This window comes from Rathayibacter sp. AY2B9 (assembly GCF_002931595.1).
In the GTDB taxonomy this organism is placed as follows: domain Bacteria; phylum Actinomycetota; class Actinomycetes; order Actinomycetales; family Microbacteriaceae; genus Rathayibacter.
This window is the reverse complement of sequence record NZ_PSUB01000006.1, coordinates 132,773-158,207: the sequence shown is the minus strand read 5'-3', so window position 1 is coordinate 158,207 and position 25,435 is coordinate 132,773. Positions and strand designations below refer to the sequence as shown.

The window sequence follows — 25,435 nt, the reverse complement described above, 5'->3', positions numbered from 1 at the left end:
GCGGAGACTGGCGGCGGCCCGTTGCTCGACGGGCGCTCATCGACGGAAGGAACGACCCCATGGTGGATCTCGGAGGACTCGCGGACAAGGCGAAGAACGCCGTGAACAGCGACAAGGGCGAGGAGCTGACCGACAAGGGACTCGACAAGGCGGGCGACGCCGCCGACTCCGCGACCGGCGGGAAGTTCGCCGGCCAGGTCGACAAGGCCCAGGAGGCCGGCGACCAGCACGTCGGCAACGACTGACCGCCGGGCGGCCCTTCCGCGCTGTCGCGGAGGGCCGCCCGTCCATCAGTCCCGGTCGCCGAGCCCGCGCAGCAGCGCCCGCACCACGGCGACGGAGCGATCGGCCGCGTCGTCGACGTGCGCCTCGAACTCGCCGGGGGCGCAGAGGTCCGAGATCCCGCGGACCGAGACGAACGGCAGCCCGTGCACGTGCGCCGTCTGCGCGAGGGCGACGGACTCCATGTCGGTGGCGAGCGCGCCGGGGAAGTCGTTCCGCACGCGGTCCACGTGGGCGCTCGAGACGAAGACGTCGCTCGAGACGATCAGGCCGCGGCGCACCGGCGGCCCCTCCAGCAGCTCGAGCTCCGCGGCGAGCGCCGCGTCGTCCCCGGAGTAGCGGGCGGGCATCCCCGGGACCTGCCCGAGCGCGTAGCCGAACGCCCGCGCATCGGCGTCGGTCTGCACGTACTCGGCGCCGATCACGACCTCGCCCACGCGGACGTCGGCGCCCAGGCCGCCGGCGGTCCCCGCGCTCACCACGAGCGGCCGGGAGCCGCCCTCCCGCAGGATCGCTGCGGTGAGACCGCCGGCCGCGTTGACGAGGCCGATGCCGGTGCGGACGAGCAGCACCGCGCGGGAGTCGAGCTCGAGCTCCCACTGCAGCGCGTTGCCGACGGCGCGCGGCTCGGAGGCGCTGGACGCGGCGGCGAGGAACGGCGCGGCCTCCTCGTCCATCGCGACCAGGACGATCGCCGTGCTCACGCGGTGACCGTCTCCCACTCCGAGCGGTGCGCGAGGAACGTGCGCGCCGCCTCCTGCGCCCCCTCGAGGGAGTGGTTGGCGCCCCAGCCGCACTGGGTCTCGTTGGCGGCCGGGACCTCGTCGGCCTCGGTGATGTCCTGGAGCGTCGCCTCGACCAGGCCGAGCACCTCGGAGAGCTCGGGCTCGCCCGAGAGGAGCAGGTAGAAGCCGGTCTGGCAGCCCATCGGCGAGAAGTCGATCACGCGGTCGGAGTGGTTGCGGGACTTCTCGGCGAACAGGTGCTCGAGCGAGTGCACGGTGGGCATCTCGAGGTGCCCGCGGTTGGGCTGGGTGAAGCGCACGTCGTACTTGACGAGGTGGTCGCCTCCGGGCAGCGTCTTCGCGTCGGCGAGGCGCACGTACGGCGCTGCGACGGTGCGGTGGTCGAGGTTGAACGACTCGACGTTCATGCGCGGCTGATCCACGGTGGTCTCCTTCGCTGGGGGTCCCTCCATTGTCCTCCGCTCCGCGGAGCGGAGGCGGACCCCGGCGGATCCGGCTGCTTCTTCTCCGGGGCTGCGCCCGGATGCGAAGACGGAACGGAGCTCCCCGATCGACCGGGCGGAGGGTGGCCGGAGCGGGGCGGCCGTACGCGGGCGGGTAGCCGAGGGCCGTCGAGCCATCGTTCGCAGTCGTCTTCCCGGTCGTCGTTCCTCCTCCTCGGCGTGCGGGGCGGCGTCCTCGGTCCACTCGACCACGGACTGGTCGGGCACGGAGAGCCAGCGTGCCGTCGCGCCCGACGCGGCGGGGACCCGGGCCCCTGAGCGGTGGAGAACGGGCCGCTCCGATCCCTGGCGAGGAGCCTCGGCCGCTCCTCAGAACAAGTCCGAGAACCCCATCGCGACGAGGTTCGCGTGCGAGGTCCGCAGGCAGTCGAGCGCGCTCCGCCCGTAGCGCTCGTCCTGCTCGACGAGGAGGTGGTCGACGCCGAGCGCGAGGCTCGTCCCGATGATCCCCGGGAAGTCGAGATTGCCCTCCCCCACCTCGGCGAACTGCACGTTCGAGGTGAAGGCGTGCACGGACCACCCGCCGGACATGTCGGCGGGCGGCCCGACCCGGTAGTCCTTCAGGTGCACCAGGGCGACGCGCTCCCCGTACCGGCGCAGCGTCGTCACAGGATCGAGCCCGCCCCGCTGCACCCAGTGCACGTCGAGCTCGAGCCCCAGCAGCGGAGCCCGCTCGGCGACGACGTCGAGCAGGAGGCGGCCGCCGTGCCGCGCGAACTCGTGGTGGTGGTTGTGGAGCAGCAGCCTCAGCCCGTCGTCGCGGAGCCTCGCCGCGGCGGCCTGGCAGCGGTCGGCGAAATCGAGCAGAGCGGCCGGCGAGGCCGCCGCGGAGGCGGGCAGCATGCCGATCCGGACCGTGCGCGCGCCGAGCGCGCGGGCGTCGGAGACGATCCCGGCGAGCCCGCCCTCGAGCGCGGCGCCCGGGGAGTCCCCCGGTGCCAGACCCGCCGAGATCGCCGCGATCTCCACACCGAGCTCGTCCCGCGCCCGCTGCAGCTCGGCCACGGTGGCCGCCGTCAGCGGGATCTGCGAGATCTCCACCGACCGGTAGCCGATCGCTCGGACCTCCCGGAGCGTCGCGAAGGCGCCCGCCGAGGCGAACGCGTCCTTCAGCATCATCGCCTGCACGCCGATCCTGGTCACGGCAGTCCTCCCGATCGCGGTGGGGGCCGACGTCTCCGCGGCCCGGAACGCTCCCGACGGTAGAGGCGTGCCTCCGATCTTGTCAATCGGTTGCCAATACGCGTATGGTCGTGGCACGGCGGCGCTCCTGCCCGCCGGTTCCCGACGACGAGAACGAGGCACGCACCGTGACCACCGCACCCGCGACCCCCGCACCCGCGACCACCGCACCCGCGAACCCCGCACCCTGGACCCTCTCCGGCTTCGGCGACGAGATCGACCCCGACCCGGTCGTCCAGGTCGCCGTCCTCCGAGCGCTCGGCGCGCACAGCATCGAGGTGCGCAGCGCCTGGGGCCGGAACGTCGTCGACCTCGATGACGAGCGCCTCGCCCGCCTCGCCGCCGTGCTCGAGCGCGGCGGCCAGTCCGTCTCGGCCGTCGCCTCACCCATCGGCAAGGTCGACGTCGCCCTCGATCCCGAGCTCGAGGTCGCGCGCCTCGACCGCGTCATCCGCGCCGCGCACGCCCTCGGCACGCCGAGCATCCGCGTCTTCTCGTTCTACCGGGGCGAGGGAGTGCCGGTCGAGAGCATCCGCGACGACGTCCTGCTGCGCTTGCGCATGCTCGCCGACCGCGCCGAGCGCGAGGGCGTGGTGCTGCTGCACGAGAACGAGAAGGACATCTACGGCGACGTCCCCGAGCGGATCCTCGACCTGGTCGAGTCCGTCGGCTCGCCCGCCCTGCGCCTCGCCTGGGACAACGCGAACTTCGTGCAGTGCGGGGTGCGGCCCTTCGACGACGGCTGGACGGCGCTGCGGCCCTACGTCGACTACCTGCAGGTGAAGGACGCGGTGGCCGCGACCGGCACCGTGGTGCCCGCCGGCGAGGGCGACGGCCAGCTGCGCGAGACGCTCACCGCCCTGCGCGACGACGGCTGGACGGGCGTCGCCTCGCTGGAGCCGCACCTCGCGATCACGGACGCCCTCGGCGGATTCTCCGGCCCCGAGTCGTTCGGGGTGGCCGCTCGGGCCTTCCGGGGGCTCGCCTCCTCGCTCGGGATCGACCTGCGATGACCGTCCGCGCGGCGGTGATCGGCTGCGGCGACATCTCCTCCGTCCACCTCGCGGCGATCGGCACCGCACCCGGCGCGGAGCTGGTGGCGGTCTGCGACACCGACCCGGGCCGGCTCGCCGCGGCCGCCGAGAGGCACGCGGTGCCGGGCTTCCCCGAGGCGGTCCGGATGCTCGACTCCGTCCGCCCCGACGTCGTGCACGTCTGCACTCCGCACAGCACGCACGCCGCGCTGGCGGTCGCGGCCCTGGACCGCGGCGTCGCGGTGCTCCTCGAGAAGCCGCTCGCCTCCTCCGTCGCCGAGGGCGAGCAGGTGATCGCCGCGGCCGAGCGGGGCGGAGCGCGCATCGGCGTCTGCTTCCAGAACCGCTACAACCCGCCCGTGCAGCGCCTCCGCGAGCTGCTGGCGTCCGGCTCCCTGGGTGCCGTGACAGGTGCGGCCGCGATCGTGCTCTGGCACCGCGCTCCCGGCTACTACCTCGACCGCCCCTGGCGCGGGATGCGGGCCGAGGGCGGCGGCGGGATGCTGATGAACCAGGCGATCCACACCGTCGACCTCCTGCAGTGGCTCCTCGGCGACGTGGTCGCGGTGAGCGGCTCCGCCTCCACGCGCCTGCTTCCGATCGAGGTCGAGGACACCGCCGACCTGGTGCTCAGCCACGCCTCCGGCGCGCGCAGCGTCCTCTACGCGACCGTGGCGAACGCGTGGGACGAGCCGGTCGAGCTCCGCCTGCGCACCGAGCGCGCCACCGTCTCGCTACGCGGTGCCCTCACCGTGCGGCGCGACGACGGATCCGTCGAGGTCGTCCCGGACACGGAGCGCCGATCCGGCGGGCGCTCGTACTGGGGCGCCTCGCACGAGCTGCTCGTGCACGACTTCTACGCCCGCCTCGGCGAGGACGAGCCCTTCTGGATCTCGCCCCGCGAGGCGGCGAGGTCGCTCGCGATCGTCCAGGCCGCCTACGCCCCGAGCGCGCCCGCGCGGATCCCCCACTCCACCCCGAACGAAGGACTCCTCCCATGACCGCCGTCCGCCTCGGCATCATCGGATTCGGCGCCCAGGGCTCCTCCTACGCCCGCTTCCTCGCCGACGGCAGAGTGCGCGACCTCGTCGTCACCGCCGTCGCCGACGTCGACCCCGCCCGGGAGGCGGCGGCCGCCGCGCTCGCGCCCGGAGCGTCCTTCCACGCCGACCACCGCTCCCTCCTCGCGAGCGGGGAGGTCGACGCCGTCGTCGTCTGCACTCCGCACTACCTCCACCCCGGGATCGGCATCGACGCTCTCGAGCACGGGCTGCACGTGCTGGTCGACAAGCCGGCGGGCGTCTACGCCGCGCAGGTGGCGGAGCTGAACGAGGCCGCCGCCGCCCATCCCGGGCAGCGCTTCGCGATCATGTTCAACCAGCGGGCCAACCCGCTCTACCGCCGGCTCAAGGAGGTCGTCGACGAGGGCGGGATCGGCCGGATCCTGCGCTCGAACTGGATCATCACGACCTGGTGGCGGCCGCAGGCCTACTTCGACCAGAGCGCGTGGCGCGCGACCTGGGGAGGCGAGGGCGGAGGCGTCCTGGTCAACCAGGCGCCCCACCAGCTCGACCTGTGGCAGTGGCTGTGCGGAGTGCCGGAGTCGGTGGTCGCGAAGGCCGGCTACGGGCGGTGCCGCGACATCGCGGTGGAGGACGAGGTGACGGTGCTCGCCGACTTCGGCGGGGGCACGACCGGTGTGCTGGTCACCACGACGCACGACCCGATCGGCACCGACCGCCTCGAGATCATCGGCGACCGCGGCCGGATCGTCGTCGACGACTCCCGGGTCGCGACGATCACCCGGCTGAACGCCCCCGAGCGCGAGGTCAGCGCCGCCCTCAGCGCCGAGGACGTGGGCCTCCTGCTCGGCGGTCGCTACGACACCGCGGGCCTCTCCACGACGGAGCGGATCGAGTCGGCGTCGGTCTGGGGCGAGCAGCACACGGCCGTCCTGCAGGACTTCGCGGACAGCATCCTGCACGGCACGCCGCTGCTCGCACCCGGGGCGGAGGGGATCCTCGGGGTCCGGCTCGCCAACGCCATCCACTACTCGAGCTGGACGGGACGCGAGGTACCGCTCGACCTCGACGAGGGCGTGTTCCTGGCGGCGCTCAACGAGCGCATCCGCGAGGAGGGGGCGTTCCCGGAGCGGAGCTGACGGGGCGGAGCCGCGCTGGACAGGACCGGAGCGGTGGGCGGCCGGCCGGTGACGGCGGCCTCCCGGAGCGCGGACTCCCCGATCCGGCCCGACCCGGACGCGAGCGACGGGCCGGGCGGGCTTCTCGGCCCTGTGGCAGCATGGGCGGCGGACGGCGCCCCGTCCGCCGCCGTGCCCCTCGAGAGAAGACCGCGATCGTGCCCAGCGAAGACGCGCCCACCGGCCCCTCCGCCGCGAGACGCCGCGGCCGCTCCGCGACGACGATCTACGACGTCGCCCGACTCGCCGGCGTCGCCCCCTCCACCGTCTCCCGCGGGCTGAGCACGCCCGGACGGCTGAACGCCGCGACCGAGCAGCGGATCCGCGCCGCCGCCAAGGAGCTGGGCTACCGGCTCAACCCGATGGCGCGCGCGCTGCCGACGGGCCGCACCTCGACCCTCGGGCTGCTGGTGGCCGACATCACCAACCCGGCCTTCTTCCCCGCCGTGCGCGGAGCGGAGCGGGCGGCGTCGCTCCGCGGCTTCACGATGATCCTCGCCGAGTCGCAGGAGTCCGGGGAGCGCGAGGCCGAGGCGGCCGACCGCATCGCCGCCTCCACCGACGGGCTCGTCCTCGTCAGCACCCGCCTCAGCGACGAGGAGATCATCGCGCTGGCCGGGCGCATCCCGGTCGTCGTCCTCAACCGCGTGGTCCCCGGTGTCGCGGGGATCGTGCCCGATCTCGCCCCCGGGATCGACGCCGCGCTCGACCACCTCGCGGCCCTCGGCCACCGCTCCCTCGCCTTCATCGCCGGTCCGCCCGACTCGTGGATGAGCGCCGCGCGATGGGAGCTCCTCCTCGACCGCGCTCCGCAGCGGGGCATGACGGTCGTCGAGATCGGGCCGGGCGTCTCGACCCTCGAGGGCGGGAGGAGCGCGCTCGCGAGGGTGACCGCCTCCGGCGTCGGCGCGGTGATCGCCTACAACGATCTGGTCGCCATCGGACTGATGCGCGCGTCTCAGGAGTCGGGCGTCGCGATCCCGGAGCAGCTCAGCATCATCGGCTTCGACGACATCTTCGGGAGCGACTTCACCTCGCCGCCGCTGTCGACCATCAGCGCACCGCTGGGCCGGATGGGCGAGCGGGCGGTCCGCCGGGTGCTCGGCGACGAGGAGCCTCCGGAGCGGGCCGACGATCTGCCGACGGAGTTCGTCCCGCGCGCCTCGACGGGGCCCCGCCGCGACTCCTGACCCCGGTCCGCGCCCGGCGCGCCATCCGGTGCGACACCTCTGGCAATCGGTTGACACTCCTCGGCACCCATACTTGGATGGCCCCGTGCCGACGAAGCTGCTGAACGATCCCGACCGACTCCTGCCGATCGACCCGACGACCCGGGCGATCGCCCGCGATCTCCATGCGAGCGTCGCCGACCTGCCGATCCTCTCCCCGCACGGGCACGTGGATCCGCGCCTCCTGCTCGAGGACCGCCCCTTCGCCGACGCGTCCGAGCTCTTCCTCCGGCACGACCACTACGTCACCCGGCTGCTCCACTCCGCCGGGATCGACCTCGGCGATCTCGGCATCCCCGGAGGCGAGCGCCTCGCCGGCCCGGAGGAGGTGTGGCGCACGTTCTGCGCGCACTGGCGGATCTTCGCGGGAACCGCCTCGGGCTACTGGCTCCAGTCGATCCTCGCCGAGCAGTTCGGCATCACCGAGCAGCCCGACGCCTCCACCGCCGACGCCCTCTTCGCGGCGATCGGGGCCCGGCTGGCGTCCGACGCCTTCCGCCCGCGGGCGCTCTTCGAGCGGTTCGGGATCGAGGTGCTGGCGACGACCGACGATCCGCTGGACGACCTGGCCGTCCATCGGGCTCTGGCGGAGGATCCGGCGTTCCCGGGCCGCGTGCTGCCGACCTTCCGCCCCGACGCCTACCTCGATCCCTCCACCCCCGGCTGGCCCGAGCGCGTCGCCGCCCTGGCCGCCGCCACCGGAACGAAGGAGTCCAGCTTCCCCGGATTCCTCGAGGCCCTCCGCGCCCGGCGCCGGTACTTCCTCGACCACGGCGCCGTCTCCGCCGACCACGGAGTGCTGGAGCCGCTGACCGTCGACCTCGACCCCGCCGAGGCGCAGTCCCTCTTCGCCCGCGCCCGCGCCGGCACGATCGACGCCGAGGGCAGCCGCGTCCTCGCCGCCCACCTGCTGCTGCAGTCCGCCCGCATGAGCGTCGACGACGGCCTGGTGATGACCGTCCACGCCGGCGTGCTGCGCAACCACGATCGGCCGACCTTCGAGCGCTTCGGTCCCGACACCGGCCACGACATCCCCGTCGCGACCCGGTTCGCCGAGCCCCTCCGCCCGCTGCTGCAGGAGCTCGGCAACGCACCGGGCTTCCACCTCGTCCTCTTCGGGATCGACGAGAGCACCCACTCGCGCGAGCTCGCTCCCCTCGCCGGCTACTACCCGTCGGTGTTCCTCGGAGCGCCGTGGTGGTTCCTCGACGCGCCCGACGCGGTGCTGCGCTTCCGCGCCGCCGTGACGGAGACCGCCGGCTTCTCGCGGAGCTCCGGCTTCATCGACGACACCCGCGCGTTCCTCTCCATCCCGGCCCGTCACGACATGGCGCGGAGGCTGGACGCCGCGTTCCTCGCGCGCCTGGTCGCCGAGGGGCGCATCGACTCCGAGACGGCGAGCGCCGTCATCCTGGACCTCGTCGACGCCCAGCCGCGGAAGGTCTTCAAGCTGTGAGCGGGCACGGCGAAGGAGGCGGTCTCGATCGCGCGTCCGCGGGCCTGCCGGCGGCTCCCGTCCGCATCGTCCACCTCGGCCTCGGCGCCTTCCACCGAGCGCACCAGGCCTGGTACACGCACGCCGTCGACGACGACCACGAGTGGGGCATCGCCGCATTCACCGGCCGGAGCCCCTGCGCGGCCGAGGAGCTCGCCGCGCAGGACGGCCTGTTCACGCTGATCGAGCGCGGACCGGAGGGCGACTCGGCGACGGTCGTGGGCAGCATCGTCGAGGCGGTCGACGGCGCGGACGTCGCGCGTCTCGTCGAGCTCGTCGCGGCTCCGGCGACGGCGATCGTCACGCTGACGATCACGGAGGCCGGGTACCGTCTCGCCGCGGACGGCGGCCTCGACCTGGACGACCCCGCCGTCCGGAGCGACCTCGCCGCCCTCCGATCGGGAGGAGCGCCGACGACCGCGCTCGGCCGCCTCCTCCTCGGCCTCACCGCCCGGCGTGACGCCGGCTCCGGCCCGCTCGCCGTCGTCCCCTGCGACAACCTCTCCGGCAACGGCCCTCTCGTGCGCCGTGGGCTGCTCCTGCTCGCCGAGCGGCTCGACCCGTCGCTCGCCGACTGGATCGACCGAACCGTCTCGTTCGTGTCGACCTCCGTCGACCGGATCACTCCGGCCGCCACGGCGGCGGACCGGGAGGCGGCGGCCGAGCTCACCGGCATCAGCGACGCCGCGTCCGTCGTGACCGAGCCGTTCCGCGACTGGGTCCTCTGCGGCGGCTTCCCCGCCGGCCGGCCCGCCTGGGAGCGCGCCGGAGCCCGCTTCGTGGACGACATCGAGCCCTTCGAGCGGCGCAAGCTGCGACTCCTCAACGGCGCGCACACGCTCCTCGCCGCCACCGGCCGCCGGCGGGGTCTCGCCACCGTCGCGGAGGCGATCGCCGACCCCGCCTGCCGGAGCGCCGTCGAGGCGTTCTGGGCGGAGGCGGCGGCCGGCCTGCCCGCCGGTCTCGACGCGGACGCCTACTGCGCCGCCCTCCTCGGGCGCTTCGGCAACCCCCGGATCGAGCACCGGCTCGAGCAGATCGGCGCCGACGCGACCGCCAAGCTCCGCATCCGGATCGCGCCCGTGCTCCTCGCCGAGCGCGCGGGCGGACACGACGGAGCCGCCTCCCTCCGTGCCGTCGCCGACTGGATCGCACTGCTGCTCCAGGGCGACCGCCTGCCCAACACGCAGCGCCACGCCCTCGACCGCGCCCTCGGCTCCGCCCGGCCCGTCGAGGCGCTGCTGCGGCTCGTCGACCCGCGCCTCGCCGACGACCCGGCCCTCGTCGCCGCGGTCGCCGCTCAGGCGGCCTAGACCTCCACCCCGCCTCTCCGCGCGGCGCCTCCGGCGCCTTCGGCAACCGATTGCCACCCTCGCACCGTCTCGACGCGGCGCGGATCCCGACGGGTCCGCGCCCGGGTAAAGGAGCCCGCATGACCCCCCGCACCACCGCGCCCGGAGCGCCCGCCGCTGAGAAGCTCTCGAAGCTGAGCATCGTGGGCTACGGCGCCGGCGACACGGCGAACAACCTCGCCTTCACCACCGCCACGATGTTCCTGCTCGTCTACTACACCGACGTCGCCGGGATCTCCGCGGCCGCGGCGGGCACGCTGCTGCTCGTCGTGCGGATCTTCGACGCGTTCGCCGACGTCTTCGCCGGCCGGGTCGTGGACCGCACCTACAGCAGGCGCTTCGGCAAGTTCCGGCCCTTCCTGATGTTCGGGTCGGTCCCGCTCCTGCTGCTCTCGGCCGCGACCTTCTCCGTCCCGCAGATCGGCGAGAGCGGAACCCTGCTCTACGCCTACCTGAGCTACGCCGCGCTCGGCCTCGCCTACAGCCTCGTCAACATCCCCTACGGCTCGCTCGCCGGAGCGATGACGCAGGTCGGCACCGAGCGCGCGAAGCTCGCCAGCGCCCGCGCCATCGGCGGCGCGATCGTGGGGGCCGGGCTCGGCACCTTCATGGCCCCGCTGGTCGTCCCCGGCGCCGATCTGCAGTCGCTCTTCTCGATCGTCACGCTGAGCTTCGTCGTCGTCGGCTCCGCGCTCTACCTCTTCACGATCCTGACCGCGAAGGAGCGCGTCCAGCGCGACGTCGCGCACGTCACGTTCCGTCAGAGCATGACGACCCTCCGCTCCAACCGGCCGCTGCTCTTCCTCTGCCTCAGCTCGTTCCTGTTCCTCACCGGGACGCTCGCGCTCCAGACCGTGCAGCTCTACTACCTGCGCGACGTGCTCGGATCGGTCCAGCTCTACGCTGCGATGTCGCTGATCCAGCTCGCCCTGACCTTCGGACTGGCCGCCCTCGTCCCGACGATCGTGCGGCGGTTCGGCAAGCGCAACGCCTACATGGCCGGAGTCGGGGTCCTGATCAGCGGCGGAACGGTCGTCTTCCTCGCCCCGGGCGACGCGGTGGCGGTCGGCTTCGGCGGACTGGTCCTCGCCTACGTCGGCATCCAGCTCGTCAACATGCTCGTCTGGGCGATCGAGGCCGACACCGTCGAGTACGGGGAGTGGAAGACCGGCATCCGCTCCGAGGGCACGATCTACGCCCTGTTCTCCTTCACCCGCAAGACCGGCCAGGCGGTCGGAGGCGCCCTCGCCGCGTACGCGCTGGCCTGGGGCGGCTACGTGGCCGGCGCCGCGGAGCAGAGCGAGCACGCCGAGTGGGGCATCCGCGCCGCCGCCGGCCTCATCCCGGCCGTCGCGGCCCTGCTCGCGGTGCTGATCATGGCGTTCTACCCGCTGACCGACCGCCGGCACGCGCAGATCGTCGCCGCGATCGCCGAGCGCCGCGAGAGCACGGGTCAGGCCGCGCCCGTGGCGCCCGGCCTCTCGACCGCCGCGTTCTCGATGGACCGCGCTCCCGGCCGGAACCCCTGACCCGATCCCCCACCACGAAAGGCATCCCATGAAGATCGACAAGGCCGAGGTCGTCGTCACCAGTCCCGACCGCAACTTCGTCACCCTCAAGCTCACGACCGACGACGGGCTGACCGGCCTCGGCGACGCGACCCTCAACGGCCGCGAGCTCGCCGTGGTCTCCTATCTCGCCGACCACGTCGTGCCGCTGCTCCTCGGCCGCGACGCCTCGCGCATCGAGGACACCTGGCAGTTCCTCTACCGGTCGTCCTACTGGCGCCGCGGGCCGGTCACGATGGCGGCGATCGCGGCGGTCGACACCGCCCTCTGGGACATCAAGGGCAAGGCCGCGGGCATGCCGCTCTACCAGCTGCTCGGAGGCGCGTCCCGCACCGGCCTGCTCGCCTACGGCCACGCGTCCGGGCGGACGGACGCGGAGCTGTTCGACAGCATCCGCGAGCACCAGGAGCAGGGGTACCGCGCGATCCGCGTGCAGACCGCGGTGCCGGGACTGACCTCGATCTACGGCATAGCCTCCAACGCCGTCCTCGAGGGCAACGCCGGCGTGCGCTACGACCACGAGCCGGCGCAGCGCGGCGGCCTGCCGACCGAGGAGGACTGGGACACCCGCGCCTACCTGCGCCACGTCCCCCGCGTCTTCGAGGCCGTCCGCAACGAGTTCGGGCCGGGGCTCCCCCTCCTCCACGACGGCCACCACCGGATGACGCCGATCCAGGCCGCGGCCCTCGGCAAGTCCCTCGAGCCGTACGACCTCTTCTGGCTCGAGGACTGCACGCCCGCCGAGAACCAGGAGGCCCTCCGCCTCGTCCGGCAGCACACCACCACGCCCCTGGCGATCGGCGAGGTCTTCAACACCGTCTGGGACTACCAGCTCCTCATCCGCGAGCAGCTGATCGACTACATCCGGAGCGCGGTCACGCACACCGGAGGCGTCTCCCACCTCCGGAGGATCCTCGACCACGCCGCGCAGTACCAGATCAAGTCCGGGATGCACGGACCCACCGACGTCTCCCCGGTGGGCATGGCGGCCGCGATGCACCTGGGCCTGGCGATCCACAACTTCGGGATCCAGGAGTACATGAAGCACGGCGAGCGGACCGACAGCGTCTTCCAGCAGTCGTTCACCTGGAGCGAGGGACGGCTGCACCCGGGCGACGCCCCCGGTCTGGGCGTGGAGCTCGACGTCGACGCCGCCGGGAAGTACCCCTACGTGCGCGCGTACCTGCCCTTCAACCGACTCGCCGACGGCACCGTCCACGACTGGTGACCTGCCTCCCTCCGCCGAGGCGATCGCGGACCGTCGCGGGAGCCACGACCGGCGGGCTCCCTCGACGGTCCGGGGTTCCCCCCGCCGGGCACAGGCCGGTCAGGGCACGAAGCGGTAGCCCATGCCCGCCTCGGTCAGCAGGTGCCGCGGATGCGCGGGGTCGGGCTCGAGCTTCTTGCGCAGCTGCGCGAGGTAGAGGCGCAGGTAGCCGGTGTCGGTGACGTGCGCGGGGCCCCAGATCTCGGCCAGCAGCGATCGGCGGGTGACCAGCTTGCCCGCGTTGCGGATGAGGATCTCGAGCACCTGCCACTCCGTCGGGGTGAGCCGCACGGAGACGCCGTCCCGCGTCGCGCTCTTGGCCACCAGGTCCACGGTCACCTCGCCGATCACGACCAGCGGCTCGCCGTCGGCCGGCTGCACGCGTCGCGAGAGGGCCCGGATGCGCGCGAGCACCTCGTCCATCGAGAACGGCTTGGTCACGTAGTCGTCCGCGCCGGCGTCGAGCGCGCCCACCTTGTCGGCCGCGCCCGTCCGCCCCGACACCACCAGGATCGGCGCGCTCGTCCAGCCGCGCAGTCCATGGATGACCTCGACCCCGTCGAGCCGGGGCATGCCGAGGTCGATCATGTAGAGGTCCGGATGCTCGTCCACCGCGCGGTTGATCGCCTCGGTGCCGTCGCCGGCCGTCACCACGTCGTATCCGCGGGCGGTGAGCGTGATGCGCAGGGCGCGCAGGATCTGCGGGTCGTCGTCGGCGATCAGGATCTTCATGCGGCTCCTCCGGAGTCCTCGTGCGGGGCGGCACCCGACCCGCCGTCGTGCGGGACGGCGGGAGCGACGTGAGCCGCAGGAGCAGCGGCAGCAGTCTCCTTCGCCAGCGGCAGCGTCACCACCATCGTCAGCCCGCCCCCCGGAGTGTCCTCCGTCTCGAGCGTGCCGCCCATCCCCTCCGTGAACCCCTTCGAGAGCGCGAGGCCGAGGCCCAGGCCCGTCAGGTTGTCGTCGTCGCCGAGTCGCTGGAACGGCACGAAGATCTCGGCGCGGCGCTCCTCGGGCACCCCGGGGCCGTGGTCGACGATCCGCAGCTGCGCGCTCCCGCCGAAGGCGCTGGCGGCCACGCGCACCCGGGTGCCGGACGGCGCGTAGCGGACGGCGTTCGCGAGCAGGTTGACCACGACGCGCTGCAGCAGAACCGCGTCGGCGAGCAGCGCCGGGCCCTCCGGATCGAGGTCGAGGTCGACCTCGCCGGGACCGAGCCCGAGCTCGTCGAGCGCGGGGAGCACCACGTCGGCGGCGTCGAGCGGAGCGAGCGCCACGGCGAGCGCCCCCGCCTCCAGCCGCGTCACGTCGAGCAGGTCGGTGACCAGCGCGGCGAGCACGGTGAGGCTCTCGTCGGCGGTGGCGAGCAGCTCCTCCCGGTCGCGCTCGCTCCAGACCACCTCGGGCGAGCGCAGACCGCTGACCGCCGCGGTGGCCGCGGCGAGGGGCCGGCGCAGGTCGTGGCTGACGGCCGACAGCAGGGCGCTGCGCACCCGGTCGGTCTCGGCCAGCGGAGCGAGGGAGCTGGCCGTCTCGCTGAGGGCCGCGTTCTCGAGCACCGAGTCCAGCTGGGCGGCGACGACCTGGAGCAGTCGCCGCTCACTCCCCTCCAGCTCACGGCCGTGCAGCTCGAGCACCGCGCCCTCGCCCACCGCGATGCGCGCGGGATCGCCCTCCGGCTGCGGCTCGCCGTCGGCCGCGACGAGCTCGCCGCCTCGCAAAAGCCGCACGCCGGTCAGCCCGAACGCCTCGCGCGAGCGCTCGAGGATCGCCTGCAGCGCCCCCTGCCCGCGGATCACGCCGCCCGCGATCGTCGCCAGCAGCTCCGACTCCGCCCCCGACCGCTTGGCGGCCCGCGCCCTCCGGGCCGCGCGGTCGACCACGGCGCTGACGAGCGCCGCGTTCAGCACGTAGAGCACCAGCGCGAGCGCGTGCAGAGGCTCGTCGACGGTGATCGTGTAGAGGGGATCGACGAAGAAGAAGTCGAGGGTCAGCCCCGAGAGCACGGCCGCGAAGAGGGCCGGCCAGAGCCCGCCGACCAGCGCGACCACCACCACCAGCAGCTGGTACGAGAGCACGTCGCTCGTGATCGACTCGTCGCTGCGGAGGCTCGAGAGCAGCCAGGTCACCAGCGGGCCGCCCACGAGGGCGAGGGCCAGTCCGAGGAGGCGGCGCCGCAGCGTCAGGGCCCCGTCGAGCCTCGGCAGCACCGCGGTGCGCCCGGCGGCGGAGTGGCTGACGATGTGCACGTCGATGTTGCCGGACTCGCGGATCACCGTCGACGCGGTGCCGGGCGTCAGCGCCGAGGCGAGGCGGCTCCGCCTGCTCACGCCGATCACCAGCTGCGTCGCGTTCACCGAGCGGGCGAACTCGACCAGCGTCCGCGGCACGTCCTCGCCTACCACCTGGTGGTAGCTGCCGCCGAGCTTCTCGACCAGCACCCGCTGCGCCTCGAGCACGTGCGGCCGGGGAGTGCGGAGGCCGTCGGGGGTCACCACGTGCACGGCGAGCAGGTCGCCCCCGGAGGCGCGGGCCGCGATCCGCGCGCCGCGCCGCAGCAGGGTCTCCCCCTCCGGCCCGCCGGTGAGGGTCACGACCACGCGCTCGCGCGCCTCCCAGGTGCTGTCGATGCCGTGCTCGACGCGGTAGTCGCGCAGCGCGCTGTCGACCTCGTCGGCGAGCCAGAGCAGCGCGAGCTCGCGCAGGGCGGTCAGGTTGCCGAGCCGGAAGTAGTTGGACAGCGCCGCGTCGATGCGCTCGGGCGGGTAGACCCGGCCGTCGGCGAGGCGGTCGCGCAGCGCCTGGGGCGCCAGGTCGACGACCTCGATCTGATCGGCGGCGCGGAGGACCGCGTCCGGGATCGTCTCGCGCTGCGGCGCTCCGGTGATCGCGTGCACCACGTCGTTGAGCGACTCGATGTGCTGGATGTTCACGGTCGAGAAGACGGTGATGCCGGCGTCGAGGAGCGTCCTGACGTCCTCCCAGCGCTTCTCGTGCCGGGAGCCGGGGGCGTTGGTGTGTGCGAGCTCGTCGACCAGCGCGACGTCGGGCCGGCGGGCGAGCACCGCGTCGAGGTCCATCTCGTCGAGCAGCACACCGCGGTGCTCGACGGCCCTCCTCGGCACGACCTCCAGCCCCTCGACCATCGCGGCGGTGGCGGAGCGGCCGTGCGTCTCGACCACGGCCACCACGACGTCGCGACCCTCGGCGGCGAGCCGGCGGCCCTCCTCGAGCATCGTGTAGGTCTTGCCCACTCCGGGCGCGGCTCCGAGGAGCACGCGCAGGCGGCCCTTCGTCATGCTCCCGGCCTCCCCTCGTGCTCGCGGCTCCGGGGCGTCCCGGGCTCGCGGGACCGGCGTCGATCCGCTCGATCGGACGGTCCCGACGAGCCGATCGCGATTCTACGAGCCGGAGGCGCCACCGGAGCGGTCACAGCCGCGCGAGAGCGGCGTTGAGCTCGAGCACGTCCACCGTCGGCTCGCCGAGGTACCCGAGCTCGCGGCCCGCGGTGTGCTCCTCGACCAGCGCGCGCACGGCGCTCACGTCGAGCCCGCGGGTGGCGGCGACGCGGGGCGCCTGCAGCTGCGCGTAGGCGGGGCTGATCGCGGGGTCGAGCCCCGAGGCGGAGGCGGTCAGCGCATCGGCCGGCACCGCGGCCGGGTCGACGCCCTCGAAGGCGGCGATCGCGGCCCGGCGCTCCTCGACGGACGCGACCAGGTCGGCGTTCTCGGGGCCGAGGTTGCTGCCGGTCGAGGCCGCGGCGTCGTAGCCCGCGGCGGAGGGACGCGACTGGAACCACTCCGGCAGGGGCGCTCCGTCGGCGTCCGTGAACGACTGCCCGATGAGCGACGAGCCGATCACCGCGCCGTCCTGGCGCAGCAGCGAGCCGTTCGCCTGGGCGGGCAGGGCGAGCTGCCCGATCCCGAGCACCGCGAGCGGGTACGCCGCTCCCAGCAGCACGGTGAGCACGATCATCGCGCGCAGCGCGACACCGTAGGGACGGAACATGGTCTCTTCTCTCTGTCTTCGGTGGTCGGGACGGACGGGTCAGAAGCCGGGGATCGCGGCGACGACCAGGTCGACGAGCTTGATCCCGAGGAACGGAGCGATCACTCCGCCCAGCCCGTAGACCAGGAGGTTGCGGCTGAGGATGCGCGAGGCGGCGACCGGGCGGTACGCCACTCCCCGCAGCGCGAGCGGGATCAGCACGACGATCACCAGCGCGTTGAACACGATCGCCGAGAGGATCGCCGAGGCCGGCGAGTGCAGCTGCATCACGTTCAGCACCGCGAGCCCGGGGAAGACTCCCGCGAACATCGCCGGGATGATCGCGAAGTACTTCGCCACGTCGTTCGCGATCGAGAACGTGGTGAGCGCGCCGCGGGTGATCAGCAGCTGCTTGCCGATCCGCACGATGTCGATGAGCTTGGTGGGGTCGGAGTCGAGGTCGACCATGTTGCCCGCCTCCTTCGCCGCCGAGGTGCCGGTGTTCATCGCCACGCCCACGTCGGCCTGCGCGAGGGCCGGGGCGTCGTTGGTGCCGTCGCCGGTCATCGCGACCAGCGCGCCGCCCTCCTGCTCGCGCCGGATCAGGGCGAGCTTGTCCTCGGGGGTCGCCTCGGCGAGGTAGTCGTCGACTCCCGCCTCCGCCGCGATCGCCTTCGCGGTCAGCGGGTTGTCGCCCGTGATCATCACGGTGCGGATGCCCATCGCGCGCAGCTCCGAGAAGCGCTCGGCGAGCCCGTCCTTCACCACGTCCTTCAGGTGCACGACGCCGAGCAGGCGGGCGCCGTGGGCGTCCTTCACCGCGACGACCAGGGGCGTGCCGCCGCTCTCCGAGACACCGTCGACGAGCACCGTGAGGCGCGCCGCGACCGCGGACGGCAGCGGCCCCTCCTCCTCCACCCAGGCGCGCACGGCCGAGCCGGCGCCCTTGCGGATGGAGGAGCCGTCGGGGAGGTCGAGCCCGCTCATCCGGGTCTGCGCGGTGAACGGCACCACGGCGGCCTGAGCGGGCTCGACGGCGGGGCGGCCCGAGTCGCCCGCGAGGTCGACGATCGACTTCCCCTCGGGTGTCGGGTCGCTGAGCGAGGAGGAGGCGGCCGCGTCGACGAGGGCGGCCTGCGCCACTCCGTCGAGGGGGAGGAACGCCACCGCGCGGCGGTTGCCGTAGGTGATGGTCCCCGTCTTGTCGAGCAGGAGCGTCGTGACGTCGCCCGCCGCCTCCACCGCCCGGCCGGACATCGCGAGCACGTTGCGCTGCACGAGCCGGTCCATGCCGGCGATGCCGATGGCCGAGAGGAGGGCGCCGATGGTGGTCGGGATGAGGCAGACGAGCAGCGCGACCAGCACCGGGACGCTCACGGAGGCTCCCGCGAACGAGGCGATCGGGTTCAGGGTCAGCACGACCACGACGAACACGATCGAGAGGCTCGCCAGGAGGATGTCGAGCGCGATCTCGTTCGGCGTCTTCTGCCGCGACGCGCCCTCGACCAGGCCGATCATCCGGTCGACGAAGGTCTCGCCCGGCAGCGAGGTGATGCGCACCACGATCCGGTCCGAGAGCACTCGCGTGCCGCCCGTCACCGCGCTGCGGTCGCCTCCGCTCTCGCGGACGACCGGGGCCGACTCGCCCGTGATCGCCGACTCGTCGATGGAGGCGATGCCCCAGACGATGTCGCCGTCGCCGGGGACGAGGTCGCCCGCCTCCGCCACGACCACGTCGCCCAGCTGCAGCTCGGCCGAGGAGACCTCGACCAGGCGGGCCGACAGGGCGGAGGGGTCCGCGGGGTCGTAGTCGGCCACGCGCCGGGCCGGAGTGCTGGTCCGGGTGGCGCGCAGGCTCTCGGCCTGGGCCTTGCCGCGGCCCTCGGCCACCGACTCCGCGAGGTTCGCGAACACCACGGTGAGCCAGAGCCAGATCGCGATGCCGGCCGTGAAGGTGACGGGCACCGTCGATCCGCCCGACTCCTCCGGCCCCCCGAGGAACGGCTCGGCGATCGCCAGCACCGTGGTCAGCACGGCGCCGACCTCGACGATGAACATCACGGGGTTGCGCCACATCAGGCGCGGATCGAGCTTGCGCAGCGCTCCGGGGAGGGCGGCTGCGAGCTGGCGCGGCCCGAGGGCGGCGCGGGTGGGGCGCGCGGGTTCCGCGGGGGCCTCGGTGAGTGCAGTGGTCATCGGAGTCGCAGTCCTTCCGCCAGGGGGCCCAGCGCGAGTACGGGGAAGTAGGTGAGCGCGGTCACGACGACCGTGACGCCCACGAGGAGGCCGACGAACTGCGGCCGGTGGGTGGGCAGCGTGCCGGCGCTGGAGGGCACCGGCGACTGCGCCGCGAGCGAGCCGGCCAGGGCGAGCACCAGCAGGATCGGGAGGAAGCGGCCGAGGAGCATCGCGACGCCGAGCGCCGTGTTGAGCCAGGGCGTGTTCGCCGTCAGCCCCGCGAACGCCGAGCCGTTGTTGTTGGACGCGGAGGTGAAGGCGTAGAGCACCTCCGAGAGCCCGTGCAGCCCGGGGTTCAGGATCGACGTGCTCTCCACGTCCTCCCGCACCGCCGGGATCGCGAAGCTCAGGGCCGTGCCGGCCAGCACGAGCGTCGGCGTCACGAGGATGTAGAGGCTCGCGAGCTTGATCTCGCGCGGGCCGAGCTTCTTGCCCAGGTACTCGGGCGTCCGGCCGACCAGCAGCCCGCCGACGAACACGGCCAGCACCGCGAGCACGAGCATCCCGTAGAGGCCCGAGCCGACGCCGCCGGGGGCGACCTCGCCGAGCATCATGTTGAGCATCGGCAGCATGCCGCCGAGCGCGGTGAAGGAGTCGTGCATCGCGTTGACGGCGCCGGTCGAGGTGAGCGTCGAGGCGGTCGCGTAGAGGGCGGAGCCGGCGATGCCGAAGCGCGTCTCCTTGCCCTCCATCGCGGCTCCGGCGGCCTGCGCCGCGGATCCTCCGCCCGCCGCCTCCAGCGCGGTGAGGGCCGCGAGCGACACGACGAAGATCGTCGCCATCGCCGCGAGGATCGCGCGGCCCTGCCGCACGTCGCCGACCATCCGGCCGAAGGTGCGCGGCAGCGAGAACGGGATCGCGAGGATCAGCACGATCTGCAGCAGCGACACCCACGCCGAGGGGTTCTCGAACGGGTGCGCGGAGTTGGCGTTGAAGTAGCCGCCGCCGTTGGTGCCGAGCAGCTTGATCGCCTCCTGCGAGGCCACCGCGCCGCCCGGGATGCTCTGCTCGCCGCCGGTGAGCGTGGTCACCGTCAGCGGGCCGTTCAGGTTCTGGATCACGCCGCCCGCGATCATCACGACCGCCGCCACCACCGCGAGGGGCAGCAGGAGGCGCAGCGTGCCGCGCACGAGGTCGACCCAGAAGTTGCCGAGCGTTCCGGAGGAGCGGCGCGCGAATCCGCGGATCAGCGCCACCGCCACGGCCAGGCCCACGGCCGCCGAGACGAAGTTCTGCACGGCGAGGCCGCCGAGCTGCACCGCGAAGCCGAGGGTCGCCTCCGGGGAGTAGGACTGCCAGTTGGTGTTGGTGACGAACGAGACGGCGGTGTTGAACGCCAGCCCCTCCGGCACCGCGGGCAGGCCGAGGGAGCCGGGCAGGACCGCCTGGAGGCGCTGCATCCCGTAGAGCAGGAGCACGCCGACGAGCGAGAAGGCCAGCACGGCCCGGAGGTAGGCGCGCCAGCTCTGCTCGCCCGCGGAGTCGACGCCGATGAGGCGGTAGACGCCGCGCTCGAGGGCGAGGTCGCGCGTCGAGGTGTAGACGCGGAACATGTGGTCGCCGAGGGGGCGGTGGAGGAGGGCGACGGCCAGGCCGACGGTCGCGACCTGGAGGACGGCGAGGAGCGGATCCATCAGAAGCGCTCCGGTCGGATCAGGGCCGCGACGAGGTAGACGACGGCGGCGAGCGCCAGCACGGCCGCGAGGGCGTCGAAGACGATCACCGGCCCGCCTCCTTCTCGCGGGTCCCGCGGGTCGCCGAGGGGGGCGGTCCGCCCAGCCGCTCGACCCCCTTCGCGGCGAGAGCGATGAGCGAGAAGAGGGCGAGCACGCCGAGGAGGTAGGCGAGGTCGAGCACGGAGGACTCCATCCGGGGAGCGGACGACGCCCGGGACCGGACGCCTGCCGGGAAGCGGCACAGGAAGCGATGCAACACCTCGCGGGGGCCCCTCGGAGCGGTCCTCACGGTTCCCCTACGGCCCGGCCCGGAGTCCTCGCGTTTCCCTCACGCGGACGGCGGCGGGCGCCCGGCGGAGGGGCGCGAGCCGGGCGGGAGCCGAGCGGTGAGAGCGTTCTCTCCCAGCAACGGCGGGGGTCGACGTCCCGAAGATCACATTTCGGCATCGCCTGGACAAATTCGCCGCCCGCGCTTTACTCCCTCCGATCGAAGGAATATGTTCTCTCCGTGGACAAAGCCCCTCGGGGCTCTCCCGCCCTCCCGGGCGACGACACGACGACGTGCGCCACACGTGCACGCCTCTTGTCGTCCTCTCCCTCGGACACTGCTTTCAGAGAGGAATGCACTCCATGAAGTTCTCCCGCGGCATCACCACGCTGGCCGCCGCCGGCATCATCTCCCTCGGCCTCGCGGCCTGTTCCGCGAGCCCCGCCAACTCCGGAGGCGCCGCTGCCGGCGCCGGCGCGGAAGGCGACTGCACCGTCGGCATCTCGATGCCCACGCGCAGCCTCGAGCGCTGGATCAACGACGGCGAAGGCCTCCAGTCGCAGCTCGAGGGCGACGGCTGCACCGTCGACCTCCAGTACGCCGACAACAAGACCGATCAGCAGATCTCGCAGATCCAGAACCAGATCGCCGGCGGCTCCAAGATCCTGGTCATCGCCGCGATCGACGGCGAGGCGCTCGCGCCCGTCCTCGCCGAGGCGAAGAAGCAGAACGCCACCGTCATCGCCTACGACCGTCTCATCAACGGCACCGCAGACGTCGACTACTACGCGACCTTCGACAACTACAAGGTCGGCCAGCTCCAGGGCCAGTACATCGAGTCGACCCTCGACCTGAAGAACGCCGCGGGTCCCTTCACCCTCGAACCCTTCGCCGGCAGCCCCGACGACAACAATGCGAAGTTCTTCTTCTCCGGCGCGTGGGACGTCCTGCAGCCCTACATCGAGAGCGGCAAGCTCACCGTCCCCTCAGGCAAGTCGCCCGCGTCGGACGACGACTGGGCCTCGATCGGCATCCAGGGCTGGGCCTCCGACAAGGCGCAGTCCGAGATGGACAACCGCCTCTCGTCCTTCTACACCGGCGGCCAGAAGGTCGACGTCGTGCTCTCCCCCAACGACAGCCTGGCCATCGGCATCGAGGCCTCGCTGAAGTCGGCCGGCTACACCCCCGGCGCCGACTACCCGGTCATCACCGGCCAGGACGCCGACAAGGCCAACGTCAAGGCGATCCTCGCCGACGAGCAGTCCATGACGGTCTGGAAGGACACCCGCACCCTCGGCGACCGCGTCTTCCAGATGGTGCAGTCGATCGTCGCGGGCGAGGAGCCCGAGGTCAACGACACCGAGACCTACGACAACGGCGAGAAGGTCGTCCCGTCCTACCTGCTGGAGCCGCAGGTCGTCACGAAGGACGACGTGCAGTCGGTCCTCGTCGACTCCGGCTTCCTCAAGGCCGGCGACGTCGGACTCTGATCCGTCGGGCGGGGGCGGGGAGGAGCGATCCTCCCCGCCCCCGCCTCCCCGTCCGCACACCACTCCCCCCCAACGAAGTGAGGCCCTGTTGGCCAGTCCCATCCTCATCATGCGCGACATCGTCAAGGAGTTCGGCGGCGGCGTCCGCGCCCTCGACGGCGTCTCGCTCTCGGTCCAGCCCGGCGAGGTCCACGCCATCTGCGGCGAGAACGGCGCCGGCAAGTCGACCCTGATGAAAGTCCTCTCCGGCGTGTACCCGTACGGCAGCTTCGAGGGCACCATCGAGTTCGAGGGCGAGGAGGCGCAGTACCGGTCGATCAACGACAGCGAGGCCGACGGCATCGTGATCATCCACCAGGAGCTCGCCCTCAGCCCCTACCTCTCCATCGCCGAGAACATCTTCCTCGGCAACGAGAAGTCGACCCGCGGCGTCATCAACTGGAACGCGACCAACGCGGAGGCGGCCAAGCTGCTCGCCCGCGTCGGCCTCGCCGAGAGCCCCGCGACCAAGATCCTCGAGCTGGGCGTCGGCAAGCAGCAGCTCGTCGAGATCGCCAAGGCCCTCGCCAAGGAGGTGAAGCTCCTCATCCTCGACGAGCCCACCGCCGCCCTCAACGACGAGGACAGCGACCACCTGCTCGGCCTGATCGACCAGCTCCGCAAGCAGGGCATCACCTGCATCATCATCAGCCACAAGCTGAAGGAGATCCGCGCCATCGCGGACACCGTCACGATCATCCGCGACGGCCGCACCATCGAGAGCTTCCCGATGGCCGGCGAGGAGGCGTCCGAGAGCCGGATCATCCGCGCGATGGTCGGCCGCGACCTCAACAGCATGTTCCCGCCGCGCGACCCGCAGATCGGCGAGGAGAAGCTGCGCGTCGAGAACTGGACGGTCCACCACCCCGTCGACATCAACCGCGTGGTCGTCGACGACGCCTCCTTCACCGTCCGCGCCGGCGAGATCGTCGGCTTCGCGGGCCTGATGGGCGCCGGACGCACCGAGCTCGCGATGAGCATCTTCGGGAGGAGCTACGGCACCGGCATCTCCGGCCGCGTCTACAAGGACGGCGAGGAGATCCAGACCCGCACCGTCGACGAGGCGATCCGCAACGGCCTCGCCTACGCGACCGAGGACCGCAAGCGCTACGGGCTCAACCTCATCGGCGACATCACCGTCAACGTCTCGGCCGCCGCGCTCTCGCGGCTGGCCCGGCTCGGCGTGATCGACAAGCACCGCGAGTACAAGGTCGCCGACTCGTACCGATCGAAGATGAACATCAAGGCGCCGACCGTCTCGGCCGTCACGGGGAAGCTCTCCGGCGGCAACCAGCAGAAGGTCGTCCTCTCGAAGTGGATCTTCTCCGGTCCAGACGTGCTGATCCTCGACGAGCCCACCCGCGGCATCGACGTGGGAGCCAAGTACGAGATCTACGGGATCATCAACGAGCTCGCGGCCCAGGGCAAGGCGGTCGTCGTCATCTCGTCCGAGCTGCCCGAGCTGATCGGCCTCGCCGACCGCATCTACACCATCTCCGAGGGACGGATCACGGGCGAGATCGATCGCGCCGACGCCACCCAGGAGCACCTCATGCACTACATGACCGCCGGAAAGGAACAGGCCTGATGAGCGCCACGACCACCACAGCGCCGGCGGACACGCCCGCCAACACGCCCTCCACCCCGCCCAAGCGCTCGCGCCGGCTGAACATCAACCTCCGGCAGTACGGCATCCTCGCCGCGCTGGCCATCATCATCCTGCTCTTCCAGGTGCTGACCGGCGGGCGCCTGCTCCTGCCCGGCAACGTCAACAACCTGATCCAGCAGAACGCCTACGTGCTGATCCTCGCGATCGGCATGGTGATGGTCATCATCGCCGGCCACATCGACCTCTCGGTCGGCTCGGTCGTGGCGATGGTCGGCGCCATCTCGGCGATCGCGATGAACAACTGGGGCCTGCCCTGGTGGGCGGCCGTCGTCGTCGCCCTCGTCACCGGCGCCGCCGTCGGAGCATGGCAGGGCTTCTGGGTCGCCTTCGTCGGCATACCGGCGTTCATCGTGACCCTCGCCGGCATGCTGATCTTCCGCGGCTTCACCCTCGTCCTCCTCACCGGCGGAACGATCAACGGCCTCCCCACCGAGTTCACCGCGATCGGCGCCGGCTGGCTGCCGGGTGTCCTCGGCGGCATCGCCGGGCGCGACGCGCTCACCCTTGTCCTCGGCCTGATCGTCTGCGTCGTCCTCGTGGCCCAGCAGCTCCGCAGCCGTGCGACCCTCCGCCGCCTCGAGCTGCCCCGCGAGCCCATCGGCTCGCTGGTGGCGAAGTCGGCCATCGCCGTCATCGCGATCATGGCCCTCTCCTGGCTGCTCGCCGGCTACAGCGGAACCCCGATCATCCTGATCGTGCTCGCCGTGCTGATCCTCGCCTACAGCTTCGTGCTCGGCCGGACGGTCTTCGGCCGCCACATCTACGCGATGGGCGGCAACCTCTTCGCCGCGATGATGTCCGGCGTCAAGACGAAGTGGGTCAACTTCTTCATCTTCGTCAACATGGGCGCACTGGCCGGAGTCGCGGGCATCGTCAGCACCGCCCGCGCCGGCGGTGCGGTCGCCTCGGCCGGACAGAACTACGAGCTGGACGCTATCGCCGCGGTCTTCATCGGCGGCGCCGCCGTCCAGGGAGGCGTGGGCACCGTCGTCGGAGCCGTCATCGGCGGACTCGTGATGGGCGTGCTCAACATGGGCCTCTCCATCCTCTCGGTCGACGCGGCCTGGCAGATGGCGATCAAGGGCTTCGTGCTCCTGCTCGCGGTGGCGTTCGACATCTTCAACAAGCGCCGCGCCGGCGGCCGCTAGGCGAACGCCGGGCGCCGCCCAGCGGCGCTCCTCGTCCTTCTCTTCTACAGTTCTCGGGCGCG

At 72.6% G+C, this 25,435-nt stretch carries 22 protein-coding genes; 12 read left to right on the top strand and 10 right to left on the bottom strand.

Going from position 1 to position 25,435, the window contains the following annotated elements; all coding sequences use genetic code 11:
- Positions 1-59: 59 nt before the first annotated feature.
- Positions 60-245 carry an antitoxin gene (locus tag C5C25_RS08000; protein ID WP_104222638.1) on the top strand — a complete coding sequence of 62 codons (186 nt, stop codon included), beginning with the start codon at positions 60-62 and terminating at the stop codon, positions 243-245.
- Positions 246-290: 45 nt separating this feature from the next.
- Here the strand turns inward: C5C25_RS08000 and mtnN are convergent, their stop codons facing one another.
- From mtnN to C5C25_RS07985, 3 genes are all read right to left on the bottom strand, one after another.
- Entirely contained in the window at positions 291-986 is a 696-nt protein-coding gene (mtnN, locus tag C5C25_RS07995) for a 5'-methylthioadenosine/S-adenosylhomocysteine nucleosidase (RefSeq protein WP_258059322.1), read from the bottom strand.
- A complete protein-coding gene (locus tag C5C25_RS07990; protein WP_308470742.1) occupies positions 983-1,480 on the bottom strand; it encodes an S-ribosylhomocysteine lyase in 498 nt (165 codons plus the stop codon). Before C5C25_RS07990 ends, mtnN begins: the two co-directional genes overlap by 4 nt.
- A 360-nt stretch (positions 1,481-1,840) precedes the next feature.
- A complete protein-coding gene (locus C5C25_RS07985; RefSeq protein ID WP_258068143.1) occupies positions 1,841-2,674 on the bottom strand; it encodes a sugar phosphate isomerase/epimerase in 834 nt (277 codons plus the stop codon).
- A 167-nt stretch (positions 2,675-2,841) separates the two neighbouring features.
- On the opposite strand from C5C25_RS07985, the gene C5C25_RS07980 reads away from it, so the two are divergent.
- From C5C25_RS07980 to manD, 8 genes are all read left to right on the top strand, one after another.
- Positions 2,842-3,726 (top strand): sugar phosphate isomerase/epimerase, encoded by an 885-nt coding sequence (locus tag C5C25_RS07980; RefSeq protein WP_258068142.1) that lies wholly within the window; start codon positions 2,842-2,844, stop codon positions 3,724-3,726.
- Complete coding sequence (locus C5C25_RS07975) at positions 3,723-4,748, top strand: Gfo/Idh/MocA family protein (RefSeq protein WP_104250267.1); 1,026 nt, start codon at positions 3,723-3,725, stop codon at positions 4,746-4,748. The genes C5C25_RS07980 and C5C25_RS07975 overlap by 4 nt, the downstream gene beginning before the upstream one ends.
- On the top strand, positions 4,745-5,908 hold the full coding sequence (locus C5C25_RS07970) for a Gfo/Idh/MocA family protein (RefSeq protein ID WP_104250266.1): 1,164 nt from the start codon (positions 4,745-4,747) through the stop codon (positions 5,906-5,908). Before C5C25_RS07975 ends, C5C25_RS07970 begins: the two co-directional genes overlap by 4 nt.
- 197 nt (positions 5,909-6,105) lie before the next feature.
- The gene (locus C5C25_RS07965) at positions 6,106-7,137 is read left to right on the top strand and encodes a LacI family DNA-binding transcriptional regulator (protein WP_181133666.1); all 1,032 of its coding nucleotides are present in this window, start codon (positions 6,106-6,108) and stop codon (positions 7,135-7,137) included.
- Positions 7,138-7,222: 85 nt separating this feature from the next.
- Positions 7,223-8,632 (top strand): glucuronate isomerase, encoded by a 1,410-nt coding sequence (uxaC, locus tag C5C25_RS07960; RefSeq protein ID WP_104250264.1) that lies wholly within the window; start codon positions 7,223-7,225, stop codon positions 8,630-8,632.
- Positions 8,629-9,984, top strand: coding sequence for a mannitol dehydrogenase family protein (locus C5C25_RS07955; RefSeq protein ID WP_258069368.1), 1,356 nt, complete (start codon positions 8,629-8,631; stop codon positions 9,982-9,984). The genes uxaC and C5C25_RS07955 overlap by 4 nt, the downstream gene beginning before the upstream one ends.
- 119 nt (positions 9,985-10,103) lie before the next feature.
- Positions 10,104-11,552, top strand: coding sequence for a glucuronide transporter (gene uidB, locus C5C25_RS07950; protein WP_104250263.1), 1,449 nt, complete (start codon positions 10,104-10,106; stop codon positions 11,550-11,552).
- A gap of 28 nt (positions 11,553-11,580) precedes the next feature.
- Positions 11,581-12,819: a D-mannonate dehydratase ManD gene (manD, locus tag C5C25_RS07945; RefSeq protein ID WP_104222646.1), complete on the top strand. Its 1,239-nt coding sequence runs from the start codon at positions 11,581-11,583 to the stop codon at positions 12,817-12,819.
- Between the two features lie 99 nt (positions 12,820-12,918).
- Here manD and C5C25_RS07940 read toward each other — a convergent pair whose 3' ends face one another.
- The 7 genes from C5C25_RS07940 to C5C25_RS16500 all read right to left on the bottom strand — a co-directional run bounded on the left by C5C25_RS07940 (position 12,919) and on the right by C5C25_RS16500 (position 20,952).
- The gene (locus tag C5C25_RS07940) at positions 12,919-13,590 is read right to left on the bottom strand and encodes a response regulator (RefSeq protein ID WP_104222647.1); all 672 of its coding nucleotides are present in this window, start codon (positions 13,588-13,590) and stop codon (positions 12,919-12,921) included.
- Positions 13,587-16,157, bottom strand: a complete 2,571-nt coding sequence (locus C5C25_RS07935) for an ATP-binding protein (RefSeq protein WP_104247548.1) — start codon at positions 16,155-16,157, stop codon at positions 13,587-13,589. Before C5C25_RS07935 ends, C5C25_RS07940 begins: the two co-directional genes overlap by 4 nt.
- A 130-nt stretch (positions 16,158-16,287) precedes the next feature.
- Positions 16,288-16,866, bottom strand: a complete 579-nt coding sequence (kdpC, locus tag C5C25_RS07930) for a K(+)-transporting ATPase subunit C (RefSeq protein ID WP_104250262.1) — start codon at positions 16,864-16,866, stop codon at positions 16,288-16,290.
- A gap of 39 nt (positions 16,867-16,905) precedes the next feature.
- Entirely contained in the window at positions 16,906-19,041 is a 2,136-nt protein-coding gene (gene kdpB / locus C5C25_RS07925) for a potassium-transporting ATPase subunit KdpB (protein WP_104250261.1), read from the bottom strand.
- Positions 19,038-20,717 (bottom strand): potassium-transporting ATPase subunit KdpA, encoded by a 1,680-nt coding sequence (gene kdpA, locus C5C25_RS07920; RefSeq protein WP_104222651.1) that lies wholly within the window; start codon positions 20,715-20,717, stop codon positions 19,038-19,040. Before kdpA ends, kdpB begins: the two co-directional genes overlap by 4 nt.
- Positions 20,717-20,806 (bottom strand): K(+)-transporting ATPase subunit F, encoded by a 90-nt coding sequence (gene kdpF / locus C5C25_RS07915; RefSeq protein WP_068209492.1) that lies wholly within the window; start codon positions 20,804-20,806, stop codon positions 20,717-20,719. The genes kdpA and kdpF overlap by 1 nt, the downstream gene beginning before the upstream one ends.
- On the bottom strand, positions 20,803-20,952 hold the full coding sequence (locus C5C25_RS16500; RefSeq protein ID WP_167299012.1) for a hypothetical protein: 150 nt from the start codon (positions 20,950-20,952) through the stop codon (positions 20,803-20,805). Before C5C25_RS16500 ends, kdpF begins: the two co-directional genes overlap by 4 nt.
- Before the next feature lie 437 nt (positions 20,953-21,389).
- Here C5C25_RS16500 and chvE point away from each other — a divergent pair, with 437 nt between their 5' ends.
- The 3 genes from chvE to mmsB all read left to right on the top strand — a co-directional run bounded on the left by chvE (position 21,390) and on the right by mmsB (position 25,373).
- Positions 21,390-22,517 (top strand): multiple monosaccharide ABC transporter substrate-binding protein, encoded by a 1,128-nt coding sequence (gene chvE, locus C5C25_RS07910; protein WP_374952918.1) that lies wholly within the window; start codon positions 21,390-21,392, stop codon positions 22,515-22,517.
- Positions 22,518-22,626: 109 nt separating this feature from the next.
- A complete protein-coding gene (gene mmsA / locus C5C25_RS07905) occupies positions 22,627-24,144 on the top strand; it encodes a multiple monosaccharide ABC transporter ATP-binding protein (RefSeq protein WP_104250260.1) in 1,518 nt (505 codons plus the stop codon).
- Entirely contained in the window at positions 24,144-25,373 is a 1,230-nt protein-coding gene (mmsB, locus tag C5C25_RS07900; RefSeq protein WP_104222654.1) for a multiple monosaccharide ABC transporter permease, read from the top strand. Before mmsA ends, mmsB begins: the two co-directional genes overlap by 1 nt.
- Positions 25,374-25,435: the final 62 nt, after the last annotated feature.

Bases quoted from the DNA above. Each gene is read 5' to 3' on its own strand.
- C5C25_RS08000 (WP_104222638.1), top strand. From the start codon at position 60: ATGGTGGATCTCGGAGGACTCGCGGACAAGGCGAAGAACGCCGTGAAC.
- C5C25_RS07990 (WP_308470742.1), bottom strand. From the start codon at position 1,480: ATGGAGGGACCCCCAGCGAAGGAGACCACCGTGGATCAGCCGCGCATG.
- C5C25_RS07975 (WP_104250267.1), top strand. From the start codon at position 3,723: ATGACCGTCCGCGCGGCGGTGATCGGCTGCGGCGACATCTCCTCCGTC.
- C5C25_RS07970 (WP_104250266.1), top strand. From the start codon at position 4,745: ATGACCGCCGTCCGCCTCGGCATCATCGGATTCGGCGCCCAGGGCTCC.
- uidB (WP_104250263.1), top strand. From the start codon at position 10,104: ATGACCCCCCGCACCACCGCGCCCGGAGCGCCCGCCGCTGAGAAGCTC.
- manD (WP_104222646.1), top strand. From the start codon at position 11,581: ATGAAGATCGACAAGGCCGAGGTCGTCGTCACCAGTCCCGACCGCAAC.
- C5C25_RS07940 (WP_104222647.1), bottom strand. From the start codon at position 13,590: ATGAAGATCCTGATCGCCGACGACGACCCGCAGATCCTGCGCGCCCTG.
- C5C25_RS07935 (WP_104247548.1), bottom strand. From the start codon at position 16,157: ATGACGAAGGGCCGCCTGCGCGTGCTCCTCGGAGCCGCGCCCGGAGTG.
- kdpC (WP_104250262.1), bottom strand. From the start codon at position 16,866: ATGTTCCGTCCCTACGGTGTCGCGCTGCGCGCGATGATCGTGCTCACC.
- kdpB (WP_104250261.1), bottom strand. From the start codon at position 19,041: ATGACCACTGCACTCACCGAGGCCCCCGCGGAACCCGCGCGCCCCACC.
- kdpA (WP_104222651.1), bottom strand. From the start codon at position 20,717: ATGGATCCGCTCCTCGCCGTCCTCCAGGTCGCGACCGTCGGCCTGGCC.
- C5C25_RS16500 (WP_167299012.1), bottom strand. From the start codon at position 20,952: ATGGAGTCCTCCGTGCTCGACCTCGCCTACCTCCTCGGCGTGCTCGCC.
- chvE (WP_374952918.1), top strand. From the start codon at position 21,390: ATGAAGTTCTCCCGCGGCATCACCACGCTGGCCGCCGCCGGCATCATC.
- mmsA (WP_104250260.1), top strand. From the start codon at position 22,627: ATGCGCGACATCGTCAAGGAGTTCGGCGGCGGCGTCCGCGCCCTCGAC.
- mmsB (WP_104222654.1), top strand. From the start codon at position 24,144: ATGAGCGCCACGACCACCACAGCGCCGGCGGACACGCCCGCCAACACG.